The 24,174-nt window shown below is 70.1% G+C and carries 15 protein-coding genes; 8 read left to right on the top strand and 7 right to left on the bottom strand.

Annotated features, from left to right (window positions below; all coding sequences use genetic code 11):
* Positions 1–164: 164 nt before the first annotated feature.
* The 5 genes from TNCT6_RS12990 to TNCT6_RS13010 form a co-directional block, all read right to left on the bottom strand.
* Complete coding sequence (locus tag TNCT6_RS12990) at positions 165–800, bottom strand: CE1759 family FMN reductase (RefSeq protein ID WP_141359522.1); 636 nt, start codon at positions 798–800, stop codon at positions 165–167.
* Positions 797–1,900, bottom strand: coding sequence for an LLM class flavin-dependent oxidoreductase (locus TNCT6_RS12995; protein WP_141359523.1), 1,104 nt, complete (start codon positions 1,898–1,900; stop codon positions 797–799). The genes TNCT6_RS12990 and TNCT6_RS12995 overlap by 4 nt, the downstream gene beginning before the upstream one ends.
* A gap of 142 nt (positions 1,901–2,042) precedes the next feature.
* A complete protein-coding gene (locus tag TNCT6_RS13000; protein WP_141359524.1) occupies positions 2,043–2,249 on the bottom strand; it encodes a hypothetical protein in 207 nt (68 codons plus the stop codon).
* A 19-nt stretch (positions 2,250–2,268) separates the two neighbouring features.
* Positions 2,269–8,646: an RHS repeat domain-containing protein gene (locus TNCT6_RS13005; protein WP_253266092.1), complete on the bottom strand. Its 6,378-nt coding sequence runs from the start codon at positions 8,644–8,646 to the stop codon at positions 2,269–2,271.
* A gap of 148 nt (positions 8,647–8,794) precedes the next feature.
* Complete coding sequence (locus tag TNCT6_RS13010) at positions 8,795–12,823, bottom strand: LamG-like jellyroll fold domain-containing protein (RefSeq protein WP_253266093.1); 4,029 nt, start codon at positions 12,821–12,823, stop codon at positions 8,795–8,797.
* 551 nt (positions 12,824–13,374) lie between these two features.
* Between TNCT6_RS13010 and TNCT6_RS13015 the strand changes: the two genes are divergently transcribed.
* From TNCT6_RS13015 to TNCT6_RS39825, 3 genes are all read left to right on the top strand, one after another.
* On the top strand, positions 13,375–13,713 hold the full coding sequence (locus TNCT6_RS13015) for a YnfA family protein (protein ID WP_141359526.1): 339 nt from the start codon (positions 13,375–13,377) through the stop codon (positions 13,711–13,713).
* Positions 13,714–13,782: 69 nt separating this feature from the next.
* On the top strand, positions 13,783–14,559 hold the full coding sequence (locus TNCT6_RS13020; protein ID WP_141359527.1) for an SDR family NAD(P)-dependent oxidoreductase: 777 nt from the start codon (positions 13,783–13,785) through the stop codon (positions 14,557–14,559).
* A complete protein-coding gene (locus TNCT6_RS39825) occupies positions 14,559–14,711 on the top strand; it encodes a hypothetical protein (protein WP_172632890.1) in 153 nt (50 codons plus the stop codon). Before TNCT6_RS13020 ends, TNCT6_RS39825 begins: the two co-directional genes overlap by 1 nt.
* 36 nt (positions 14,712–14,747) lie before the next feature.
* On the opposite strand, the gene TNCT6_RS13025 is transcribed toward TNCT6_RS39825, so the two are convergent.
* Complete coding sequence (locus TNCT6_RS13025; RefSeq protein WP_141359528.1) at positions 14,748–15,941, bottom strand: RtcB family protein; 1,194 nt, start codon at positions 15,939–15,941, stop codon at positions 14,748–14,750.
* Between the two features lie 185 nt (positions 15,942–16,126).
* On the opposite strand from TNCT6_RS13025, the gene TNCT6_RS39830 reads away from it, so the two are divergent.
* The 3 genes from TNCT6_RS39830 (at position 16,127) to TNCT6_RS13040 (ending at position 19,483) form a co-directional block, all read left to right on the top strand.
* Complete coding sequence (locus TNCT6_RS39830; RefSeq protein WP_172632891.1) at positions 16,127–17,002, top strand: DUF3558 domain-containing protein; 876 nt, start codon at positions 16,127–16,129, stop codon at positions 17,000–17,002.
* A 118-nt stretch (positions 17,003–17,120) separates the two neighbouring features.
* Complete coding sequence (locus TNCT6_RS13035) at positions 17,121–18,038, top strand: DUF3558 family protein (RefSeq protein WP_141359529.1); 918 nt, start codon at positions 17,121–17,123, stop codon at positions 18,036–18,038.
* Positions 18,039–18,169: 131 nt separating this feature from the next.
* On the top strand, positions 18,170–19,483 hold the full coding sequence (locus TNCT6_RS13040; protein ID WP_141366378.1) for a DUF2637 domain-containing protein: 1,314 nt from the start codon (positions 18,170–18,172) through the stop codon (positions 19,481–19,483).
* 98 nt (positions 19,484–19,581) lie between these two features.
* On the opposite strand, the gene lysS is transcribed toward TNCT6_RS13040, so the two are convergent.
* On the bottom strand, positions 19,582–21,321 hold the full coding sequence (gene lysS, locus TNCT6_RS13045) for a lysine--tRNA ligase (RefSeq protein ID WP_141359530.1): 1,740 nt from the start codon (positions 21,319–21,321) through the stop codon (positions 19,582–19,584).
* A gap of 231 nt (positions 21,322–21,552) precedes the next feature.
* On the opposite strand from lysS, the gene argS reads away from it, so the two are divergent.
* Both argS and TNCT6_RS13055 read left to right on the top strand, forming a co-directional pair.
* Positions 21,553–23,316, top strand: coding sequence for an arginine--tRNA ligase (gene argS / locus TNCT6_RS13050; protein WP_141359531.1), 1,764 nt, complete (start codon positions 21,553–21,555; stop codon positions 23,314–23,316).
* Positions 23,317–23,601: 285 nt separating this feature from the next.
* A complete protein-coding gene (locus tag TNCT6_RS13055; RefSeq protein WP_141359532.1) occupies positions 23,602–24,090 on the top strand; it encodes a hypothetical protein in 489 nt (162 codons plus the stop codon).
* Positions 24,091–24,174: the final 84 nt, after the last annotated feature.

Below are 24,174 nucleotides of genomic sequence, written 5' to 3' on the forward strand. Positions count from 1 at the left end.
GTCTGCCAAGGCCGCGGGCCCGCGACGGAGACGAATGGGCCTACGATCACCCTTTTTACCCGCCTCTCACCGACTCGGAGGCAACGCGGCGGGTCGCCTACCGTCCTCTCACCATCGACGGCGGCGCCCGCCCGCCCGCGGCCCTCCCGAGCAGCGGATACGCGTCACTTCCGCAGCGCCGCCAGCTGCTCCTCGAACGGCACCACCGTGAACCCGCCGGCCTGCGCGGGCGCGGCCTGCTCCGGCACGGCGGCCCGCTCCGGCCGCCGCCCCGCCGACAGCCCCCTCATCAGCGCCGCCAGTTCCCGCGCGGCCCGCGCGATCCGCTCGGGCAGGCCCTCGGCGCCCCAGTCCTCCGAGGCGGCGTAGACGCCGGTGGGGACGACGACGGCCTTCAGGTACGCGAAGAGCGGGCGCAGCGCGTGGTCGAGGGCCAGGGAGTGCCGGGCGGTGCCGCCGGTCGCGGCGATCAGTACCGGCTTGCCGGCCAGCGCGCCCTCGTCCCGTACCCCGAGCACGTCGAAGAAGGACTTGAACAGTCCGCTGAAGGAGGCGGAGAACACCGGCGTGACGACGATCAGCCCGTCCGCCTCCGCGACCGCGTCCAGCGCGTCCGCCAGGGCCGGGCCGGGGAAGCCGCCCGTGAAGTTGTGGGCGATCTCCACGGCCAGGTCCCGCAGTTCGATCACCCGCGTGTCCGGCGCCCCGGCGTGCTCGGCGGTCGCGGCCGCCAGCCGGTCGGCCAGCAGCCGCGTGGAGGACGGGACGCTCAGCCCCGCCGAGACGACGACGAGCCTCATACGGTGCTCACCTCTTCCTCGTCGCCGGACCGGCTCGCGGCCAGCAGGGAGCCATGGTTCGGCGCGTCCGGCACGTCCGCCGGGCGGCCCTTGGCGAACTCCTCGCGCAGCACCGGCACGACCTCCTCGCCGAGCAGGTCGATCTGCTCCAGCACGGTCTTCAGGGGCAGGCCCGCGTGGTCCATCAGGAACAGCTGGCGCTGGTAGTCGCCGGCGTACTCGCGGAAGGACAGCGTCTTCTCGATGACCTGCTGCGGGGAGCCGACGGTCAGCGGGGTCTGGGCGGTGAAGTCCTCCAGGGAGGGCCCGTGGCCGTAGACCGGCGCGTTGTCGAAGTAGGGACGGAACTCGCGCACCGCGTCCTGGGAGTTCTTCCGCATGAACACCTGGCCGCCGAGCCCGACGATCGCCTGCTCGGGCGTGCCGTGCCCGTAGTGGGCGTACCTGCTCCGGTACAGCTCGACCATCCGTTTGGTGTGGTCGGCCGGCCAGAAGATGTTGTTGTGGAAGAAGCCGTCGCCGTAGTACGCGGCCTGCTCGGCGATCTCCGGGGAGCGGATGGAGCCGTGCCAGACGAAGGGCGGTACGCCGTCCAGCGGGCGGGGCGTGGAGGTGAAGCCCTGCAACGGCGTGCGGAACTTGCCCTCCCAGTCGACGACGTCCTCGCGCCACAGGCGGTGCAGCAGGGAGTAGTTCTCGACGGCGAGGTTGATGCCCTGCCGGATGTCCTTCCCGAACCAGGGGTAGACCGGCCCGGTGTTGCCGCGCCCCATCATCAGGTCCACCCGCCCGTCGGCCAGGTGCTGGAGCATCGCGAAGTCCTCGGCGATCTTCACCGGGTCGTTCGTGGTGATCAGGGTGGTGGAGGTGGAGAGGATCAGCCGCTCCGTCCGCGCCGCTATGTAGCCGAGCATGGTGGTCGGGGACGACGGCACGAACGGCGGATTGTGGTGCTCACCGGTCGCGAAGACGTCCAGGCCGGCCTCCTCGGCCTTCAGCGCGATGGCGACCATGGCCTTGATCCGCTCGCGCTCGGTCGGCGTACGCCCCGTGGTGGGGTCCGGCGTGACGTCGCCGACGCTGAAGATCCCGAACTGCATGGCCACTCACCCTCCTAATTGTTGACGGTTCAACTATACCTGCCCAACCGTCCCCGTCCCGGAAGTATTCCGCCCCGCCCGCATACGACGACCGAGGTGTGCCGGGCGCTGCCCCGGCACACCTCGGTCGCTCTACGGCCCGCTACCCGAGCGGGAAGGACGTCACGACCCAGACGACCCCCACGAGGGCGGCGAAGACCCCGACCAGCCGGATGGTTCCGGTGGTGGCCTGTCCCGGGTTCATGAACGAGGTGAAGAAGGCGTGGATCCGGGTCGCGATCCCCCCGAGGTCCGCGATGAGGCAGACCCCGAAGGCGATCAGGGCGATCCCGATGATCAGACTGAACACGTGCGGACCCTTCTGGCTGTCATCGGGTGAACCATCTGCCGCTCCACGTCCTGTTCACGCCGGCGTATCCCTCGTACTCAACACCCAGGCCGATGCCCAGCTCAAGCGAGGTCACCTGCTCCCCCCGGGAGTTGTACGTGCCGATGGCGGTCTCGTGGTTGACCGTGCCGCCGAGTCCGCTGAAGAAGGACGCTCCCACGTCGCGGCCGTTTCCGGCGAACTGGCCGATGTCGTCCGCGTTGCTGTGGAGCGTGGAGACGTCACCGCTGATTCCGAAGCCGAACCCGCCGACGCTGGCGGACCTCGTCCACCCGAAGTCCACGTGGCCGTCCGGCCTCTTCGTCATCACGAGGCAGCCGGAGATCTCACCGGTGACGAAGAAACCTCCTCCCAGGCTGGCGCACGAACCTCTGGAGTCGTCCATCCCGAGGGCGCCGAACGCCGCCCCCAGGAGCCTCTCCTTGAAGCCGCCGGGCGTCGTGGCGAACGAGTCGGCCGCACGCTGGTACCACTTCTTCCGGGCTTCGGGCTTGGGGCTGGGCGGGGCGGTCTTCAGCCAGCCCTTGGGAGCCGACTTCGAGGGCGTGAGATTGCGGCGACCCGGAGTACCGCCGAGGCCGGTGGGCTTGGTCTTGCCCTTGACGAGCACCGGACGTGATCCGCACCGGCAGGCCCGGACCGGACCCTCGGAGCCGCTCGACTTCGACGCGCTGCTACGGACGTTTCCGGGCCCGCACTTCTCCCAGCCGTCACGGCACTGCGTGCCGTCGGGGTTCATCCTGATGGCCCCGGACGGGTCGCTGTAGGTGACGGGGTTCCCGCCGGCGTAGCCGTAGCCGTTGAGGCTCTGCGGGTCGCCCGTGTCCAGGACGGGGTCGACGGAGAGGAACCGGCCGGTGGCGGGGTCGTGTTCCCGGGCGCCGAGGTGGGTCAGGCCGGTGACCTGGGTGTCGTCGGTGCCGCCGACGAAGCCCTTGGTGCCGGGCCAGGAGTCCGGCCCGGTGCCGCGGGTGCCGCCGAAGGGCAGGGTGCGGCGCTGGGTGAGCTTCTGGGTACCGGCCTCGATCGCGAGCTGCGCGGTGCCGTGGTGGTCGGCGAGGGTGAAGGAGACCGCGCCGTCGTCGCTCTTGACGGCCTGGTTGCCGTCGCCGAGGTCGTAGTAGCGGGTGGCCTTGGGCGTGGTGGAGCCCTTGGCCAGGGTGATCTCGGTGGCGCCGAGGTAGAGGGTGGTACCGGTGGGGGTGCGGCCGATCAGGCGGTTGCCCTCGCTGTCGTAGAGATACTCGGTGACCTTGCCGCTGCCGCCCGCGACGGGTTCGGTCACCTTCGCCAGGTGGCCCTCCGCGTCCCATTCCAGGCTCTGCGTGGTGCCCCCCACCGTGCGGCCCGTGGTGTTGCCAGTCTCGTCATAACCGTAGGAGTCCTTCACCGTCCCCGTGGGACCGGTGCTGGTCACGGAGTTCAGCGTGTGCGGCTGGTCCTTGCCCGCGTCGGGGTAGGCGTAGGCGCGCTTGACGTCCTTGGCCGCGTTCCCCGTGGGGTCGTGGAGGGTTTCTGTCGAACGGTTGTTCGCCAGATCATAGGTGTAGGAGTGCCAGTACGGGGCCGGGCCGCCGAGCACGCCGCCGCTGGGTGCGGTGGCGCAGCCTGTGGTGTTCTGGGTCCAGGCCTCGGTCAGGCGGCGCACGTGGTCGTAGGTGAAGCACTGGTTGTCGGTGCCGGAGCGGGAGACGTCCGAGACGGACAGGACGTTGCCCGCCTCGTCGTAGCGGTAGGTGCTGTTCTGGTCGACCCCGGCGATGTCCTGGCGGTCCACGCGGGAGGTGGCCAGACGCCGGGTGCCCCACTCGTAGGTGTTGGTGGCCCAGGTGGTCTTGCCGCCACTGGTGTTGGAGATCGCGTACTGGAGGGGCTTGCCGGTGAGGCTGTAGCTGGTCTCCGCCTTGAAGCCGTCGCCCAGCAGGGAGATGGGCCGCAGCGTCTCCGGATCGTACGTGAACGACTGGCCGCCGCCCGGGAGCGAGCCCGCCGCGGAGAAGCTCACGCCGCCGACCAGCCCGGAGGTCAGGTAGGAGGTACCGCTCTGGTAGGTGCCCTTCAGGGCGCCCTCCCGCTCGGGGACGACCACCGCGGTCCTGACCGGCCGGTAGAGGCGGTCGTACTGGGTGACCTTGGTGGTATAGGCGGCGCCGTCGACGTAGCGGGTGGACTCGGCGAGCTGCCCCTTCGCGCCGCTGACCGTGTCGTAGGTCCAGCCTGCGCGCAGGGTGCCGGTCACCGAACCCTCACGCAGTTCGGTCTTGCGGCCGAGGTCGTCGTAGCCGTTCCACAGGACCGGGGTGCCCGGGCGGGCGTCCTTGGTGGTGACCAGTTGGCCGCGGTCGTCGTACTTGTTGGTGGTGGTGCCCTTGTCGGGGTCCGTCGCCGTCAGCTGCCGGCCCATCGGGTCGTAGGTGTACGACCAGTTGTTGCCCGCCGGGTCGGTGAGCCTCAGCAGCTCGCCGCGCGGGGTGTAGGTGTACTTGGTGGTCTCGTAGGCCGCCTCCGCGCTGCGGGCGACATGCTGGCGCAGTTCGGTGGTCCGGCCGCGGGCGTCGGTGACGGTGGTGGTGGCGGTGCCGCCGACCGGCGGGATCACCGTGGTCCGGTCACCGCCGTGGATCGTCCGCGTGGTGCCCAGCACGGTGCCACCGTCGCCGTTCCCGGCGATCTGCCTCGATTCCGTCTCGCGTCCCAGACCGTCGTAGGTGTACCGGTTCTGGCTCTCCACCCCCAGCGCGTCCTCGGGCTTGAACAGCGTGGTGGAGGGAGCGCCGGTGGCGTAGTAGGTGGCGAACTCCTTGGCGGTCAGGCCGCGTTCGTCGTAGAAGGTGTCGGCCAGCAGACGGCCGCCGTCCGGGCCGGGCTCCTGGGTCTGGCGGGTGCGCAGGAGGCCGTCGTAGAGGGTGTAGGAGGTGCGCTGGGCGCCGTTGTTGCCCAGCGTCCTGGTGCCCACGGCGACCGGCTGGCCGTCGGTGACGGTGTAGGTGTACTGGTAGGTCGGGGTCTGACCGGTGAGCCGGTCGGCCAGCCACACCTTGGCCGTGCGGCCCAGGGCGTCGTAGGCGTAGTCGACGGCGTTGCTGTTGGTGTCGGCCTCCTTCACCGGCACCCCGCGCAGGATGTCCTGGGTGGTGGTCGTCGTCTGGGCGGTGGTCGCGTTGCCCGCCTTGGCCGGGGGCGTGGTCACCTTCACCGTGGTGGCGAAACCGGTCGCGGGACCGTATTCGGTCGTGGTGGTACGGCCGTCCTTGCGCGCTGTGCGCGTGACCGTCCCCGTCGCCGTGGCGGTCACGTCGGCGGTCAGGTCGGTGCTGGTCAGCTCCCGGCCGTAGGAGTCGTACGTGGTGCCGGACTCCAGGTAGAGGGCGGTGGTGCCGTTGTAGTCCTTCAGCGCCGCGCTCGCCGTCGCGTCGCCCTTGGTGGGAGCCGCGTCGTACGCGCCGCCGTCGTAGGCGGTGCGGACGTCGGAGATCACATCGGCGGGACGGCCGGCACTCGCGCTACAGGCCTTCGCCACCGTCTCCACCCGCGAGGGCAGGTTGAGGATGTTGTCGGTGGTGTTGGTGGCGTAGGTGGTGCGGGTGCAGGTGTCGTCGGTCGCGATGCTCGTGTCACCGCGGTCCTCGACCTGGGTGACGCGCCCGGCCACCGTGTCGAACTCGTTGATGGCCTCGGTGGTGCGCCACTTCGTGCCCGCGCCGTCGTCCAGCGACGTCCACGACGAGGTCGACCTGGTACCGGTGAAGTTGGCGGTGACAGTGCCCCAGCTGCGGGTCTTCTTCGCCGTCTGGTGGAGCCAGGGCCGGTCCACCGTCTTCTCCAGGACCTTGCCACCGGGCCCTGAGTAGCGCACGGACTTGTAGGCGAAGCCGGCCGCCGACTCGTGGTCGGTGATCGGATCGCCCTCACCGGCGCCCAAGGTCACACTCACCGGCTTCGTGCCGCCGCTGGCGTCCTTGCGGTCGCCGTCCATGCCCCGCAGGAAGTACGTGTCCTCCTGCGACCTCATCGCCGACGCGCCGCCCTGGCCACCGGTCTGCACCCGGACCTGACCGTAACCACGCCACTGCGACCAGGTCTTGAACTTCTCCTTCGTCAGCCCGTCGTCATCGTCGTAGTGCCAGGCCGCACCACCCAGATACTGGAACGTGCTGACCTCGTCCGGCGCCCCACCCGTGCGGTCGGTCGCCGTCACGGACGTGACCACGTACTTGTTGAACCACTGCTGCTCCGGATCGGCCGAAGAACTGCCGCCGAGGTACTGCGGGAAGCAGCGCGTGGTGTTGGACTGCGGTGTCGGCAGCGCGGCGAAGTCACAGGCCGGAGCGGAGTAGTTGACGTCGATCTGGCCGCCGTACTCATCGGCGACCGTGGACAGTCGGGCCTTGATGAACGGCGGGTAGCCGTCACCGGTCCTGTCCAGGCGGTTGGCCAGTTGGGTGTACGCGAAGGTGGTCTTCGGCAGAGTGACCGCTGGGGTCGCGGTATGGCCCGTGCGCTGGATCGAGTCGAGCAGCAACTGGTAGTCGGTGTCGGCCATGCCCCACCGGTGGGTCAGCTTCCAGGAGTCGACGGTCTGGTAGGCGCTGCCGTCGAAGACCTGGGTGGTGATCTCGCTGAGCCGCTTGCGGGTGAAGAACACCGGGAAGAGACGGCCCTTGTCGCAGTCCTTGCCCGCCTCGCAGTTCAGGTCCCACGGCGTGTCGTACCAGTAGGCGGCGTCCTTGCCGATGTCGGTGCAGGTGGTGGAGGAGTCGGGCAGGCAGCGCTCGGCGTCGGTGAAGCTGACCTTGGCCAGCGCCTTCGTGCCGTACATCGAGGAGGACTTCAGACCGTACTCGATCCGGTCCAGCGTGCCGCCGCGGACATAGGGGGTGTTGTCCTTGGCCTTCAGGTTGCGGCCGTAGGAGTTGGTCTCCTTGTTGTAGTAGTAGGCGATGGCGTTGCCGTGCACGTCGACGGCGTAGTCCAGGTTCCACCGCCAGGCCTGCTGGCACCAGGAGTCGGCGAACGCCGCGGCATGGCAGGGCTCACCGGAGTCGTTGCCGAAGACGGGGACGTTCCAGGCGGAGTTGGTGACCGGCTTGCCGTCCGACCAGCCCGGCAGCCGGTTGTAGCCGAAGTAGTAGCGCGTGCCGTCCGGGTCGGTCAGCCGCCAGTACTCGCCGTCGTTGTCCCCGTTGCCACGGTCGCCGGAGGTCAGCCGGTCGATCCTGGTGCCGTCGTCGTCCTTCAGCTTCCACGAGTCGGTGCCGGTGGGGACCAGCTCGCCGCCCTTGCCGTTGAACGTGATGAACGCGTTGTCGTACGCCCAGCACAGGTCACCGGGCTTGCTGCCGTCCGCGTTCTTCACCCCGTCATCCGCACACGGCTTGTACCGCCGCTCGATGGAACCGGGCCACAGGCTGAAGCCGTCGCCCACCCACGACGCCTGGTTGTTCGTGACGCCGGTACGCCCGTCGACGGAGCCCGAGGAGTACGACAGACCGACACTCGGAGCCAGTTCGCCCGGCACGTCCGGTACCGGAATGTCGTACGACCAGGAGAAGTCACCCGTGTTCAGACTGGTGCTCCAGGTCGCCGAGGGCGACAGCGGCGTCGCGGTGTAGTCACCGCTCGCACTCTGCGCCTCCGCCACCGCCGCGAGCACCGTCGGAGCGGCCGCACCGAGCGTCACACCCTGCGCGGTCAGCGTCTGCTTCCCGGCGTCGTTGACGGTCTCCACCGGCAGGCTCGTACGGCAGCGTGCCTCCTTCGGAGTCGTCAGCGCACACGCGGGCAGCTCCACCAGCGTCAGCCGGGAGGCATAACCGCCGCCGAACGCCCCCGCAAAACCGGAGTAGTCGAGCCGGGCGCGCAGCCTGCCGGGCTGGGACTGCTTCCGGTCGCCGCCGGACCGCAGGGTGAACAGCACGCCGTCGACACCGGCGTCCTCGGCCGCCTTGCGGCTGAGAACACGGGCCTCGATCTCACCCCGGGCGGAGTTCTTGCCCGCCCCCGGCGGGACGTCCAGCGACAGCGGGAATCCCTTGGCCCGCGGCGCCGTGGACGCGGCGCTCCCGCTTCCCGCCGCGGGCAGCTCCACCAACGCGCTCGCCGCCGCCGGCCAGACCGCGTCGGGCGCCCTGCCCGGGGTGCGCGGCCCCTTCGTCAGGGTGCGGGGTTTGACGCTGCCGGCCGAGCCGGGAACCGGCCGCTCGGACGACGGCAGCGCGGGGCGGCCCTTCCCGTTCTCCGCCGCGGCGGCGGACTGTGCCGTCAGTCCCTGCACGAGCGTGCCGACCATGACCGCGGCCGCGGTCAGCGCGGTACCTCGTCGCAGCATGCCGAGCCACTTGCTCGATCTGCCGTTCATCCTCTACTTCGCCCTTCACTGCGAGCCCCGCCCCGTGCGCGAGGCACGGGGTGGGGCGAAAGCTGGATGCTGGATGCTGGATGCCGGTTGCCAAGCCCGGCGAGGGCCGTGGCCGGCCGCGGAGGAAGCAGGCCGGCCACGGAGAGGGTCACTCGCCCCCGGGAACCTCGGTGGCCATGCCGAACTGGCCGGTGGCAAGCTGCCTGACCTGCGCCTCGGTCAACGTGCCTTGGAAGGCCCACACGTCGGACACCGAACCGGGCCAGTACGCCCCCCAGGTGCTCGGCCCGGTCAGCGCCCTGCCCAGCTGCAACGGGCGTGTCGCGGGGAACGACAGCACGTCGTCCGCCCAGGAGACCCGGTCCGTGCAGGCGGAGCCGTCCGCCGTGCCGTCGCCGTCGCCGTCGCCGTCGGCGCACCCCACCTCTTCGAGCTCACCGTTCACATAGAGCTGAAGCTGCTTGGTGAAGCCGTCGTAGACCAGGGCCAGGTGCGTCCAGTCGGTCGGGCTGAAGAACTGGCCGTTGTCGACCTGGGCGACCGTGGCGCCGGTGCTGTCGGCCGACGCCACGGCGATCCGCCATCGGCCCGGATCCCGGTCCGGATCGGCGCTCGGCTCGTACCGCACCGCGAACGCGTCCTGTGTCGCCCCCGGCATGCTGAGCAGGGCAACGCCCTTGGCCGGGACGGCCGCCGCCTGGGCCCAGGCGGTGACGGTGAAGCTGGCGCCGGTGTCCACGGGCACGGCGGACGTCACCCCGTAACCGTTGACGCCGTCGAGGCTCACGCCGCCGTCGACCCAGCCGAAGTCGAGCTGCGCACCGCCGTACAGCGTCATGCCGTTGCCCGACGCGGACTTGTCCGGCGTCACCAGCGGGGAGCCCGACGCCGTCTCGAACGTCCAGCGCCCCTTGACCAGCGGACGCTGCCGGAACAGCTGCTGGGCCTCGTCATCGGTGACCGGCCGGTCGAAGAGACGTACGTCGTCGACCTCCCCGGCGAAGTAGTCGACGTACTTGCCCGTCCAGATGGTGCGGCCGACCTGCACCGGCCCCTGGGCCTCCCAGGTCTTGGGCGCGGCGGAGCTGCCCTGCAACTGCCCGTTGACGTACAGGCGGATCTGCTGGGCGTCGACGTCGTGGACCGCCATCAGATGGGTCCACTCACCGGGCCGCGCCGGCTGGTTGGCCCGCACCCGCTGATCGCGGATGTTGCCCGACTCCACGTCCTCCAGCGAGGTGCGCAGGCTCCACGTGTTCACCTCCCCCTCGTAGGAGAGGTAGAACGGGCTGTAGTAGGTGCCGCTCTGGCTGAGCACCGTGCGATTGCCGCTGGTGCCTCCCGCGGGCAGCTTCGCCCAGGCGGAAACGGAGTACGAGCGGGCCGTGTTGAGCACGGGCAGGTCCGTGGCCGCGTAGCCGCTGGTCCCGTCCACCTTCAGGGCGTTGCCCGCGACCCCCTTCACGCCCAGGTTCGCACCGCCGTGCAGGGTCAGCGGCTGCCGGGCGGCCGTTCCCGCCGCTTCCTGGGCGGTCGCCTCCTCGTCCAGCGGGAAGACCGCACGCGCCGGACGGCCGGTCGTGAGTTCCTGGTCCTGGTACAGCCGCCCGGCCTCGGCCGCGCTGACCGCCCGGTCGAAGATCCGCAGATCGTCGACGGTGCCCGGGAAGAAGGACTTGTGGACACCGCTGTAGATCCCGGCGCCCAACTGAAGCCCGCGGCGGGCCTCCCAGGCGGTGGTGTACGCGGTGGCACCGGCCTGCGTGCCGTTCACGTAGAGCCGCAGCTGCTTGGCCTTGCCGTCGTACACGCCCACCAGATGGGTCCATGCGCCCGCCTTGGCGTCCCCGGGCGCGGCGGCCATGGCCCGGGCGATGGAAGCCCCTGCGGTATCGGAGGTGTACTGGTTGAACACCCACCGGTCGTAGGACTGGGAGTAGTACAGCTCGAAGCCCGGAGAGTGGTTGCCCGGCTGGGCGGCGATGATCGCCGCTGACGTCGGCATCCGGTCGAGCCGCGCCCAGGCCGCCACGGAGAAGCTGTCCGAGGTGTCCACCACGGTGAGGTCGGAGTCGGCGTACCCGGACGTGCCGTCGAAGTGCAGACCGGTGCCCTTCCTGCCCGCGGCGCCCAGCGCTGCGCCGCCGTGCAGCCGCACGGTCCGCGGCGTGGTCGTGGACACGGCTGTGGTGGCACCGGCGGCCTCGTCCATCTGCCACATCGCGCGCTCGGGCTGTCCGGCCTTGACCCGGAACTGGTAGGTGCGGACCTCTCCGGCGTTGCCGGCCTGGTCGAAGGCCTGCGCGGTGACGAAGTTCAGTCCCGGCCTGGCCGGCAGCATGCGGATGGCCTTCGCGGCGCCCGCGGACGTGGTGACCGCGTTCTTCGAGGTGGGGTCGCCGTTGACGCCGTACCAGTACTTGGTCACATCACTGTCGGCGGCTTTGAGCTCGAAGGTGCCGTACTTGCCCATCCCGTCGTGCCACGGGTCCTCGGGGTCCTCCGGGTTCGAGGCCGGGTACTCGCCCGAGCTGATCGACGGCGCCTTCGGCACCTTCGTGTCGTAGGAGAAGTAGCAGGCCGTCGGGTCACCCGAGGACGACCACGGCGAGTACTGCGCCCCGTCGTAGCTGCGCGCCTGCCAGTAGATCTGCTTGTTCTGCGGCACATTGGACGGCAGGCTGATCGAGAAGCTCGACCCGGACTTCTTGTACGAGGTGAGCGCCGGCTTCCACCGCGCGATCACACCCTTGCCGTCCCCGGTGTCCCACGACGCCTGGAACTCGACCGCGACGGTGTCGCCGTCCGGGTCGGTGACACTGTTCGCGTAGATCTTGCCCAGCGTGCGCACCCGCGCCGCCTCCGCCGGCTTCTTGCACGTGCCGCCGTACTCCATCGTCAGCTGCGACATCTTGATCTGCGGCGGCGGCCGGTTGTACTGCACCCGCAGATACGCCTTGTCCGAGAACCGCTTCCAGGCATAACCGTCCGTCTCACTGGCCGCCTGGAGCCCGAACGTCATCGTCGCGCTCTTGTTGTTCGCGGCCGTCTGCACCGCCGACTTCACATCGAACTCGGCGTCCTTGGCCGCACAGCCCGTATAGCCGTAGGCGAAGGACTTCGACGCCAGCTGCTTGATCCAGAAACCCGAGGCGTTCTGACTGTTCCACGTGGTCGAGGAGGAGATGTCCTTGGTCTGCCACAACTCCACACTGCGCGCATTGCACGACGCCGACCACGTGTTACGCACCACGAACTCCGCCGACAGGATCGACTTCCCCGCGAACGTCGAGGTCGGGATCCGGTAGAACAGCCGCTTCGTGTCATGCGGGGCGCAGTAGTCCCAGTTGCAGTAACCCAGACCGGCGTCCGCGGCGCCGTTGAACTTCCACTGCGGCGACGACGCCCAGTACTTCGACGCCATCGTCCACGCCGACGCCTTCGGCGTGTACCACTGCGGATCGATGTACACCGGGTAGGTGGTGTCCGCGCCCTTCAGCACGTCCACGTCCGGGGTCAGCACCAGCTCGTCCTGCCGGGCTGTCACATCCACGCCGACCGGGGCGAGCTTGCCCGACTCCGCCGGGCCCGACTCACCGCTCGACTCCTGCGGCGCCGTGGCCTGCGTGCCGAGTGTCCGCACCCGCGACTGCTGCTCGCCCGGGCTGGAGTCCCACATCATCGGCTTCGGCGCCTCGAACACCGCGCCCGCCGCGCCCTGGTCGACGGCCTCCAGCCCGCCCCCGTCGGTCTCCCGCACGTCCAGGCCCGACGCCGACAGCTTCAACCGCAGCTCGGCCAGCTCCGCACTCGCCGCGGCCTTCGCCGACTTCACCACCAGCAACTGGGTGAAACCGTCCTCCTGCGCGGTCATCCGCAGATCCACATCCGGCAGCACCGACGCATACGTCGCCACCGCGCCTTCCAGCTCCGGCTTGGGCAGGGCCGTCGGCCACGACAGGCTCAGCTCACGCCCCGCCCGCCGCATCCGCACCAACGGCGCCGACCCACCACCGGCGGAGAACTCCACCTCCACCGTCGCGGCCTTCGGTGCGACCATCCCCTCACCGGTCGCCACCAGACTGGTGTCGACCCGCTTCCAGCCACCCTGGCCACGGGCCCACACCGGACGCAGATACTCCCGCGCCTCCAGATTCCCCTCCGGCGTGGCGAACACCTCACGGCTCTCCCCACGCCGCGCGGAGACCTCCACCGGCTTCCCCGTCCGCCTGGCCTCCGCCAAAGCGTCCGCCTCCGACACACCACCATCGGCAGGAGCTGCCTCCGCGCCGCGCGACGCGGCCGGCACAGCCGCCGCGGCCTCACCGCCTCCCAAGGCCGGAACCACTCCCACGGCCAACGTCACGCTCAGCAGCGCCCCGAAGGCCCTGCCCCCGCCCCGCAATCCAGTCCACATCCCCGCTACATCCCACCCATGCCGCTCTCACAGCTGACTTCCGTATCTAAAACGGGCAGGCAAAGGGAGCGTCAACAGGAAGGAAAGGGACATCAGTTGGCCAAGGTCAACAACCGGATGTGATCAACCATACGTTTATCGGCGACAGCACAAGACCGGCCATTTTGATGGCTTGTTCATGACTATTCTGATTGGTTCCCGCCATACCGGGGCAGTCGAGGCCACCAGCCGGCACGTGTCACGTTGTGTGACCGAAAACGGTCGACCGGACCGCCCTCTTCCCGGCAGAGGCTTCGTGCGAGGCTGCCCTCATGCTGATCCTCCGTTCCGCCGCCCTCTTCGTCGTCGCCGCGCTGTTCGAGATCGGCGGCGCCTGGCTGGTCTGGCAGGGCGTGCGCGAGCACCGCGGCTGGATGTGGGCAGCCGGCGGCGTCCTCGCGCTCGGCGCGTACGGCTTCGTCGCCACCTTCCAGCCCGACGCCCACTTCGGCCGCGTCCTCGCCGCCTACGGCGGGATCTTCGTCGCCGGTTCGATCCTGTGGGGCATGGCCGCCGACGGCTACCGGCCCGACCGCTGGGACGTGACCGGCGTGCTGGTCTGCCTGGCGGGCATGGCCGTGATCATGTGGGCACCACGGAACGGCGGCTGACGCTCCCCTACGCTGGAGACGACGACCGCGCAGACACGCACCCGACACCCGTCCCCGAGGAGCAAGCCCATGGCCACCGCCGCCCCGTCCGCCGCCTCCCGCATCGCCGTCGTGACCGGTGCGAGCAGCGGCATCGGCGCCGCCACGGCCCGGCAGCTCGCCGCCGCCGGCTACCGGGTCGTCCTGACCGCCCGCCGCAAGGACCGCATCGAGGCGCTCGCCGAGGAGATCGGCGCGGCCGGCCACTCCGCCACCGCCTACCAGCTGGACGTGACCGACCGCGCGGCGGTGGACGAGTTCGCCACGGCCTTCAAGGCCATCGGCGTCCTGGTCAACAACGCTGGCGGGGCACTGGGCGCCGACCCCGTCGCCACCGGCGACCCGGCCGACTGGCGCACGATGTACGAGACGAACGTCCTCGGCACCCTCAACCTCACTCAGGCCCTCCTGCCCCAGCTGGAGGCCAGTGGGGACGGCACGGTGGTCGTGGTCTCCTCCACCGCCGGTCACGGCACCTACGAGGGCGGCGGCGGCTACGTCGCCGCCAAGCACGGCGCCCACGTCCTCGCCGAGACCCTCCGCCTGGAGATCGTCGGCAGGCCGGTACGGGTCATCGAGATCGCCCCCGGCATGGTCAGGACGGAGGAGTTCGCCCTCACCCGCTTCGGCGGCGACCGGGAGAAGGCCGCCAGGGTCTACGACGGCGTGGCCGAGCCCCTGACGGCCGACGACGTGGCCGACACCATCACCTGGGCGGTCACCCGCCCCAGCCACGTCAACATCGACCTCCTGGTCGTCCGCCCCCGCGCCCAGGCGTCGAACACCAAGGTCCACCGGGAGCTGTGATGACCGACGACCAGGACCGGGAGCCGGAGCGCGCGCGCCTCGCCCTGGAGAAGAAGCGCGAACGGTACGTCTGGTACTACCTCGGCTACTTCCTCTTCGGCATCCACGTCGTCGCCTTCGTGATGATCTACGCGGTCCGCCACGCCAAGTAGCCGCACGGCCCGGGCGTACGGCCGCGCCCGCGGACCTCAGCCCTTCACACAGACGACCTGCCGCAGCTTCGCCACGACCTCGACGAGGTCCCGCTGCTGGTCGATGACCTGCTCGATCGGCTTGTAGGCGCCCGGGATCTCGTCGACGACGCCCGAGTCCTTGCGGCACTCCACGCCCCGCGTCTGCTCTTCCAGGTCCCTGGTGGAGAAGCGGCGCTTGGCGGCGTTGCGGCTCATGCGCCGGCCGGCGCCGTGCGACGCGGAGTTGAAGGACTCCTCGTTCCCGAGGCCCTTGACGATGTACGAGCCGGTGCCCATGGAGCCCGGGATGATGCCGTACTCCCCCGCCCGGGCACTGATCGCTCCCTTGCGGGTGACGAGGAGGTCCATGCCCTCGTAGCGCTCGCGGTTCACGTAGTTGTGGTGGCAGCTCACCTCGGGCTCGAAGGTCACCCTGGCCTTCTTGAACTCCCGCCGGATCACGTCCTTCAGGAGCGCCATCATGATCGCGCGGTTGTACCTCGCGTACTCCTGGGCCCAGTACAGGTCGTGCTCGTACGCCGCCATCTGCGGTGTGTCCGCCACGAAGACGGCGAGGTCGCGGTCGACCAGCCCCTGGTTGTACGAGAGCTTCTGCGCGACGCCGATGTGGTGCTCGGCGAGTTCCTTGCCGATGTTGCGGGAGCCGGAGTGCAGCATGAGCCACACCGACTGGGACTCGTCGACGCACACCTCCACGAAGTGGTTTCCGCTGCCCAGCGTTCCCATCTGCTTCGTGGCGCGCTCCTGACGGAATCTGACCGCCTCCGCCACCCCGTCGAAACGCCCCCAGAACCCGTCCCACCCCGCGGTGGCCAGACCGTGGAACCGTCCCGGATCGACGGGATCGCCATGCATTCCCCGTCCCACCGGAATCGCCTGCTCGATCTTGGAGCGGAGGCGGGACAGGTCGCCGGGGAGATCGCCGGCCCTCAGCGAGGTCTTCACGGCCGACATTCCGCAGCCGATGTCCACGCCCACGGCCGCCGGGCAGACCGCGCCCCGCATCGCGATGACCGAGCCGACCGTCGCGCCCTTGCCGTAGTGCACGTCCGGCATGACGGCGAGGCCCTTGATCCAGGGGAGGGTCGCGACGTTACGGAGCTGCTGCATCGCCACGTCCTCGACCGTCGCCGGGTCGGTCCACATGCGGATCGGGACCTTCGCGCCCGGCATTTCCACATACGACATATCGCCCTCATTCCCCCGGAAACACAACAGAAGCATGGAAACGCAATACCAGCGCCAAGGTCAGCGAAACAGGACAACGGACCGGCGTCCACGGCAGTGCGTGCGATACACATTGTCTCCAGGGAGCGCCCCCGCCCGGCAAGCGAATAACCAGCGGGGCCATCGAAAGCGAGAGGAGCCTGACCGTGCTGCGGAAGGCGTACGTACCCGGCGCGGCCGCGCTCCTCGCGGCGCTGCTGCTGGGCGGCTGCACCGGTGGTTCGTCCAGTGACGGCCGGGCGGACAACGCCAACCCCGGCGGCTCCGACGCGACGACGGCGGCGGCCCAGCCGGGCAGGTACCGGACGCTTCCGGAGGCCTGCCGCGCGGTCGGCCACAACACCCTCGACTCACTGCTCCCCGGCATCAAGCAGATCATGGACGTGGACCAGCGGGACAAGGCCTACGAGGGCCAGGCGACGCTCACGTACGACACCGACCGCAAGGTCGGATGCCGCTGGAAGGTGGAGTCCTCGGACGCCACCGACCATCTCTCCATCGACTTCGAGCGGGTCGTCTCCTACGACAACACCGTCAGCGACGACAGTCAGGCGCAGTCGGTCTTCGCCGCCAAACGGGCCGCCGCGCACCTTCCCGAGCCGACCGCCACCGAGAACTCGGCCTCCACGACCGAGTCCAGGACCGCCTCCGGCGCGGGCTCCGCATCCCCTTCCGGTTCCGGCAGCACCCCGCCGTCGTCCCCGTCACCCTCGGCGTCCTCGGCGTCCTCGCCCTCCCCCGACTCCTCCTCGTCCGCCTCCGGCGACGCCGCTTCGGCCGACCTCCAGCCCCGGCTCCTGAGCGATCTCGGCGACGAGGCGTTGCTCGACGACGCGCTCGGCGGCTCCGGTTCGACCGCCCAGCAGCGCACCGTGACTGTGGCATTCCGCACGTCCAACGTGATCGTGACCATCGTGTACGAGGAGCAGCCGGCGACCGTCGGCGTCGTCCCGGACAGCAAGGAAATGCAGGACAAGGCAAGGAAACTGGCCGCTCGCCTGGCCGATTCACTGGGTGGTTGACGACTCCCGCGCGGCACCCGGTGCCGCCGCGCTCAGTACGACAAGTGGGACCGCACGGCTGTCTCACCGCGTACGGTGGCCCCTCGGACCCGAACCGACCGCAGGAACCACGAGCGTCATGAGCGAAGGAACCATGCAGCGAGCAGCCCAGCGAGAAGTGGGGGTACCTCCCACGCCGTTCAGGCAGTGGGGGCGAGCCCCGCGCACCCCGCGAGCGAAGCGTCCGAACCGCGCCCTCGTCTGCGCGATCGCCGTCCCCGTGATGCTGCTCGCCGCGGCCTGCTCCTCCTCGGACTCCGGCTCCGGCGGCGGTGCCCAGCAGACCGCGCCGGGCGACGTGAAGGGCTCCGCGAGCGCGAGCCCGTCGCCGACGGTGCAGGCGGCGGCGTACGCGAAGCTGCCCCAGGCGTGCAAGATCCTCTCGGCCAAGACACTCGGCGAACTGGTCCCGAAGGGCACGAAGTCGGGCAAGGAGAGCGCCTCCAGCGACCTCTCCACACGTGCCGGCTGCTCCTGGAACAGCCTGGACAACAACGGCGTGAAGGGCTCTCAGTTCCGCTGGCTCAACGTGTCGCTGCTGCGTTTCGAGTCCGATGTCACCCGCGGCTCCGGCGAGAAGCAGGCGCAGGCGTTCTACGAGCGGCAGCTGCAGGACGCCCGGAGCGTGGAGAACGCGCAGAACGTGAAGTCGGAGCCGGTGTCCGGGACCGGCGACGAGGCCACGGTGGTGCGCTACGACCTGAAGAAGAAGGAAGGCGCCTTCAAGCAGCAGACGGTCGTGGCGCGGGCGGAGAACGTGGTCGTCACCCTCGACTACAACGGTGCCGGTCTGGCCGGTGACTCGACCCCGGACGCCAACGGCCTGACGAAGTCCGCGGAGAAGGCCGCCAAGGAGGCGGTGACCGCGGTGGCGACGTCGAACGGCGCGTCCGGCGGCGGTGCGCCGAGCACCTCCTCTTCCTCCTCGGCGTCCGAGTCCCCCGCGAAGTCGCCGTCGACGTCGGCCTCACCGTCGAAGTCGGCGTCCCACGGCTGACCCACGGACGGCCCGCGGAAGCGGAGCAACCGGACCGGTCCCACACCCCTCGCACAGATGTGCCACCCTGTTGCGCGCAACCAACACGCAAGGGGAGGGAGTTACGGGTGGCCACGCCACAGCTGACCCGGATGCACCGCGTTCTCATCGGCGTGGTCGTCACGGGTGCCGTGATCATCGCCGGTATCGGCTTCGCAGGTTCGTACGCGGCCGTCCGTGAACTCGCCATCAAGAAGGGCTTCGGGAACTTCAGTTATGTGTTCCCGATCGGCATCGACGCGGGCATCTGTGTGCTGCTCGCCCTGGATCTGCTCCTGACCTGGATCCGGATCCCCTTCCCGCTGCTGCGCCAGACCGCGTGGCTGCTGACGCTGGCCACGATCGCCTTCAACGGCGCCGCCGCCTGGCCGGACCCGCTGGGCGTGGGCATGCACGCGGTGATCCCGGTGCTGTTCGTGGTCGCCGTGGAGGCGGCGCGGCACGCGATCGGCCGGATCGCGGACATCACGGCGGACAAGCACATGGAGGGCGTCCGCCTGACCCGCTGGCTGCTCTCCCCCGTCCCCACCTTCCTGCTGTGGCGCCGTATGAAGCTGTGGGAGCTGCGCTCCTACGACCAGGTCATCAAGCTGGAACAGGAACGTCTCGTCTACCAGGCCCGGTTGCGCTCCCGCTTCGGCCGGGCCTGGCGCCGCAAGGCCCCGGTGGAGTCCCTGATGCCGCTGCGCCTCGCCCGCTACGGCGTCCCTCTGGGGGAGACGGCCCCGGCGGGCCTGGCGGCGGCGGGCATAGAACCGGCGCTGATCCCGCCGCGCCCGCAGGTCGAGGCGGCCGCGGACGCTCGCGCCGCCGAGGCTCCACGGATGGGCGACGGGGGAGCCGCCCAGTCCGTTCCGGCGCTGGCGGAGGCGCCTCCCGGCGGGCAGCGGCCCGAACTGGCCGGCCCCCACAACGGCGGGCAGCAGGCCCCGGACGAAGCGAGTCCCTGGTTCTCCGCCCCCCAGCAGGTCGACTACCACGGCGGCTACGACCCGGCGTACGAGCCGGAGCCTCCGTACGAGGAACTCCCGTACGAGGAGTGGTACGAGGAACACCAGGGGTACCAGGAAGACCAGGGGTACCAGGAGCACCAGGGCGAGGCCCCGCAGCCGCAGCAGCCCGAGCCCTCCCCGGAGGACACCGGCAGCTTCCCCATCCCGGCCGGCCCGAACCGCACCCGCCAGCTCGGCGAGGGCGGCGGCACCCCGCCCGCGGAGCCGGACGAGGAGGCCTACTACCAGGTCTTCCGTCAGTCGATCAACGGCAGCCTGCCCACCCCCCGCGAGTTCGCCGACGGGGTGGAGGCCACGTACGGGATCTCGCTGCCCGACAACGAGGCCAAGCACTTGGTGAGCCGCTTCTCCAACCGCTTCAACGCGGAGCTGGAGGAAGACCACATCGCCTGAGCCGTGAACCCCGAACGACCCCTGAACCACGAAGAGGGGCCCTCGCACGAGGGCCCCTCTTCGTCGTCGTATCGCCGCGTGTCGCTTCGCTGTTCGCGCTACTCCCCGAGCAGGGCCCGCACCCGCTCCTGGCCCACCGCGAGCAGCAGCGTGGGCAGTCGCGGCCCGGTGTCGCGGCCGACGAGCAGGTGGTAGAGCAGCGCGAAGAAGGACCGCTGGGCGGTCTTGATCTCCGGCGGCAGCTCCTTGGGCGTGGCGTCGGCGGAGAACCCGGCCTGGACCTTGGGCACGCCGTAGACGAGGTGGGTGAGCCCTTCGAGCGACCAGTGGTCCCCGAGGCCGTCGAGCAGCAGCCGGATCGACTGCTGGGAGGGCTCGTCGAGGGACTTCAGCAGGTCGGTGTCGGGCTCCTCGCGGACGATGGTGCGCTGGTCGGCGGGGACGTGGGTGTTGATCCACGCCTCTGCCCTGTCGTACCGCGGGCGGGCCTCGTCGAGCGAGCCCAGCGGGTTGGCGGGGTCGAGTTCGGACAGGATGCGCAGCGCCTGGTCCTGGTGGCCGGCGGTGATGTCGGCGACGGACGCGAGCGTGCGGTACGGCAACGGGCGCGGCGTCTTCGGCAGCTCGCCGGCGGCGGTGCCCACCGCGCGCGTGTACGCGGCGACGTCACCGGGCAGCGCCGAGCTGTCGGCGACCTTGGCGGCGAGCTTGTCCCACTCGTCGTACAGGCGCTGGATCTCCTGGTCGAAGGCGATCTTGAAGGACTGGTTCGGCCTGCGCCGGGCGTACAGCCACCGCAGGAGCTGCGGCTCCATGATCTTCAGCGCGTCGGCCGGGGTGGGGACGCCACCGCGCGAGGACGACATCTTCGCCATGCCGGAGATGCCCACGAAGGCGTACATCGGGCCGATCGGCTGCTTGCCGCCGAAGATCCCGACGATCTGCCCGCCGACCTGGAACGAGGACCCCGGCGAGGAGTGGTCGACACCGCTCGGCTCGAAGATCACGCCCTCGTACGCCCACCGCATCGGCCAGTCGACCTTCCAGACCAGCTTGCCGCGGTTGAACTCGCTGAGCCGGACCGTCTCCGAGAAACCGCACGCGGTGCAGGCGTAGGTCAGCTCGGTGGAGTCGTCGTCGTAGGCGGTGACGGTGGTGAGGTCCTTCTCGCAGTTGCCGCAGAACGGCTTGTACGGGAAGTAGCCGGCGGAGCCGGAGCTGCCGTCGTCCTCGGACGCGGCGCCCGAGCCCTCCTCGGCCTCCAGCTCGGCCTCGTCCACGGGCTTCTGCTGCTTCTTGGCCGCCTTGGGCTTGGTGCGGTACTGAGCGAGGATCGCGTCGATGTCGCCGCGGTGCCTCATCGCGTGCAGGATCTGCTCGCGGTACACGCCGGAGGTGTACTGCTCGGTCTGGCTGATGCCGTCGAACTCCACGCCCAGCTCGGCGAGCGAGGCGACCATGGCGGCCTTGAAATGCTCGGCCCAGTTGGGGTGCGCCGAGCCCTTCGGGGCCGGGACGGAGGTCAGCGGCTTGCCGATGTGCTCGGCCCACGACTCGTCGACACCGGCGATCCCGGCCGGGACCTTGCGGTACCGGTCGTAGTCGTCCCAGGAGATCAGGTGCCGCACCGGATACCCGCGGCGGCGGATCTCGTCGGCGACGAGGTGCGGGGTCATGACCTCGCGCAGGTTGCCCAGGTGGATGGGGCCGGACGGCGACAGCCCGGACGCGACGACGACCGGTTTGCCCGGGGCCCGACGCTCCGACTCCTCGATGACGTCGTCCGCGAAACGGGAGACCCAGTCGGCGGTCTCGGTGCTCTGAGCCACGATCGGCACGTCCTCTTTCCCTGAAGTTTCTCTGAAGGTTCTCCGTGGGCAGCCGCTACGGTCGCACGGCTGACCGCTCCATTGTCCCAGGCGGGTCGGCATCCGCGAAAACACCTTTTCAACGCGTTGGACGGGCGCGAGCGGCCCGGCGTTCGCCCGTCGGCCGGAAAATTCGCTTTACCCCGCATGGGATACTGGGCCTGTCTATCCATCCGCACGAGGAGAACGGCACCCTTTCCTATGGCCTCGGTCACGTCCCTCACCGCTTCCGTCCACCAGCGCCTCGCGTCCGCCCTCTCGGCCACCCTGCCGGAGACCGCCGCCGCGGACCCGCTGCTGCGACGCAGCGACCGGGCGGACTTCCAGGCCAACGGCATCCTGGCGCTGGCCAAGCGGGCCAAGACGAACCCGCGGGAGCTGGCGGCGCAGGTCGTCGGGCACGTGGTCACCGCTGATCTGATCGAGGACATCGAGGTCTCCGGACCCGGATTCCTCAACATCACGGTCACCGACCGGGCGATCACGGAGAACCTCGCGGCGCGGGCGGCCGACTCCGAGGGCCGGCTCGGTGTGCCGTACGCGGAACAGCCGGGCACGACGGTGATCGACTACGCCCAGCCGAACGTGGCGAAGGAGATGCACGTCGGCCACCTGCGGTCCGCGGTGATCGGCGACTCCGTCGTCCAGCTCCTGGAGTTCACCGGCGAGAACGTGGTCCGCCGGCACCACATCGGCGACTGGGGCACCCAGTTCGGCATGCTCATCCAGTATCTGGACGAGCACCCGCACGAGCTGGACCACAAGGCGTCCGAGGTGACCGGCGCGGAGGCGATGTCGAACCTCGACCGCCTCTACAAGGCCGCGCGCAAGCTCTTCGACTCCGACGAGGAGTTCAAGACGCGGGCCCGGCGCCGGGTGGTGGACCTCCAGGCCGGCGACGCGCACACGGTGGCCATGTGGCAGAAGTTCGTGGACGAGTCGAAGATCTACTTCTTCTCCGTCTTCGAGAAGCTGGACATGGATGTCCGGGACCCGGACATCGTCGGCGAGTCCGGCTACAACGACATGCTCGCCGAGACCTGCCGCCTGCTGGAGGAGTCCGGCGTGGCGGTCCGCTCGGAGGGCGCCCTGTGCGTCTTCTTCGACGACGTCAAGGGCCCGGACGGCAACCCGGTCCCGCTGATCGTCCAGAAGTCCGACGGCGGCTACGGCTACGCGGCCACCGACCTGTCGGCGATCAGGGACAGGGTCTTCAACCTCAAGGCGAACACCCTGCTGTACGTCGTGGACGCCCGGCAGTCCCTGCACTTCAAGATGGTCTTCGAGACCGCGCGGCGGGCCGGCTGGCTGAACGACGACGTGACGGCGTACCAGCTGGCGTTCGGCACGGTGCTCGGCAAGGACGGCAAGCCGTTCAAGACCCGTGAGGGCGAGACGGTCCGCCTGGTCGACCTGCTCGACGAGGCGATCGAGCGTGCCTCGGCGGTCGTCCGGGAGAAGGCGCAGGACCTCTCGGAGGAGGAGATCGCCGAGCGGGGTGCCCAAGTGGGCATCGGCGCGGTGAAGTACGCGGACCTGTCGACCTCGGCGAGCCGGGACTACAAGTTCGACCTGGACCAGATGGTCTCGCTGAACGGCGACACGTCGGTCTACCTCCAGTACGCCTACGCCCGGATCCAGTCGATCCTCCGCAAGGCCGGAGAGGTACGGCCCTGCGCCCACCCGGAGCTGGAACTGTCCGAGGTGGAGCGGACGTTGGGCCTGCACGCCGACGCCTTCGCGGAGACGGTGCGGGAGGCCGCCACCGAGTACGCCCCGCACAAGCTGGCCGCGTACCTGTACCAGCTGGCGTCCCTGTACACGTCCTTCTACGACAAGTGCCCGGTGCTGAAGGCGGAGACGCCGGAGCAGGTGGAGAACCGCCTGTTCCTGTGCGACGTCACGGCGCGCACCCTGCACCAGGGCATGACCCTGCTGGGCATCCGGACGCCCGAGCGCCTCTGAGCCTCTGAGCCTCTGACGGATCCGCCCGGTCCGTCGCCGCAGGCCCCGCCCCGTCCTCGACGCGGCGGGGCCTGCGCGCGTTTGCGAGGGCCGTCCGGGCGTCTCCCCCACCTCCTCGGGCGTGCACGGGTCGCCGGGATCGCCTTCCGCGCGCCGCACAAGATCGAAGTGCGGCGGGCACCGGGCGCGCCGACGATGACGAAGGAGCGGAGCGCGGAACTTCCCACGGTTCGGGCACTCCGCCGCGTCATGCGTCTGCGTCTTGCTTCACAGAAGGAGGAATCCATGACGGCAACGACGGAGAGCCCCACGCGGGAGAAGGCGGGCGCCGGCCAGGAGGAAGAGGAGTCCGTCATCGGACCGCTTCTGCTGGCCGCGCTGCTCGCCCGGCGTGAGGAACGCGGGGAGGACCCGGTCATCGACCACCCTCTCCTCCTCGCCGCGCTCATGCGCCGCCGGGAGGAGGGCGGGGAGTCGATGATCCAGAACCCCCTGCTGCTCGCCGCCCTGATGCGCCGCCGGGAGGAACGCGAGGAGCCCATCATCGAACACCCCCTCCTCCTCGCCATGCTCATGCGCCGCCGCGAGGAGCGCGGGGAGTCGATGATCCAGAACCCCCTGCTGCTCGCCGCCCTGATGCGCCGCCGGGAGGAACGCGAGGAGCCCATCATCGAACACCCCCTCCTCCTCGCCATGCTCATGCGCCGCCGCGAGGAGCGCGGGGGCTCGATGATCCAGAACCCCCTGCTGCTCGCCGCGCTGGCCCGGCGCTAGGCACGGGCGACACCCCGCCCCCCGACGGCCGCGCCCACCGGCATCGGGGGGCGGGTCCCGTACGGCAATCGAACTTGAGGAACC

Source organism: Streptomyces sp. 6-11-2 (assembly GCF_006540305.1).
Lineage (GTDB): Bacteria > Actinomycetota > Actinomycetes > Streptomycetales > Streptomycetaceae > Streptomyces.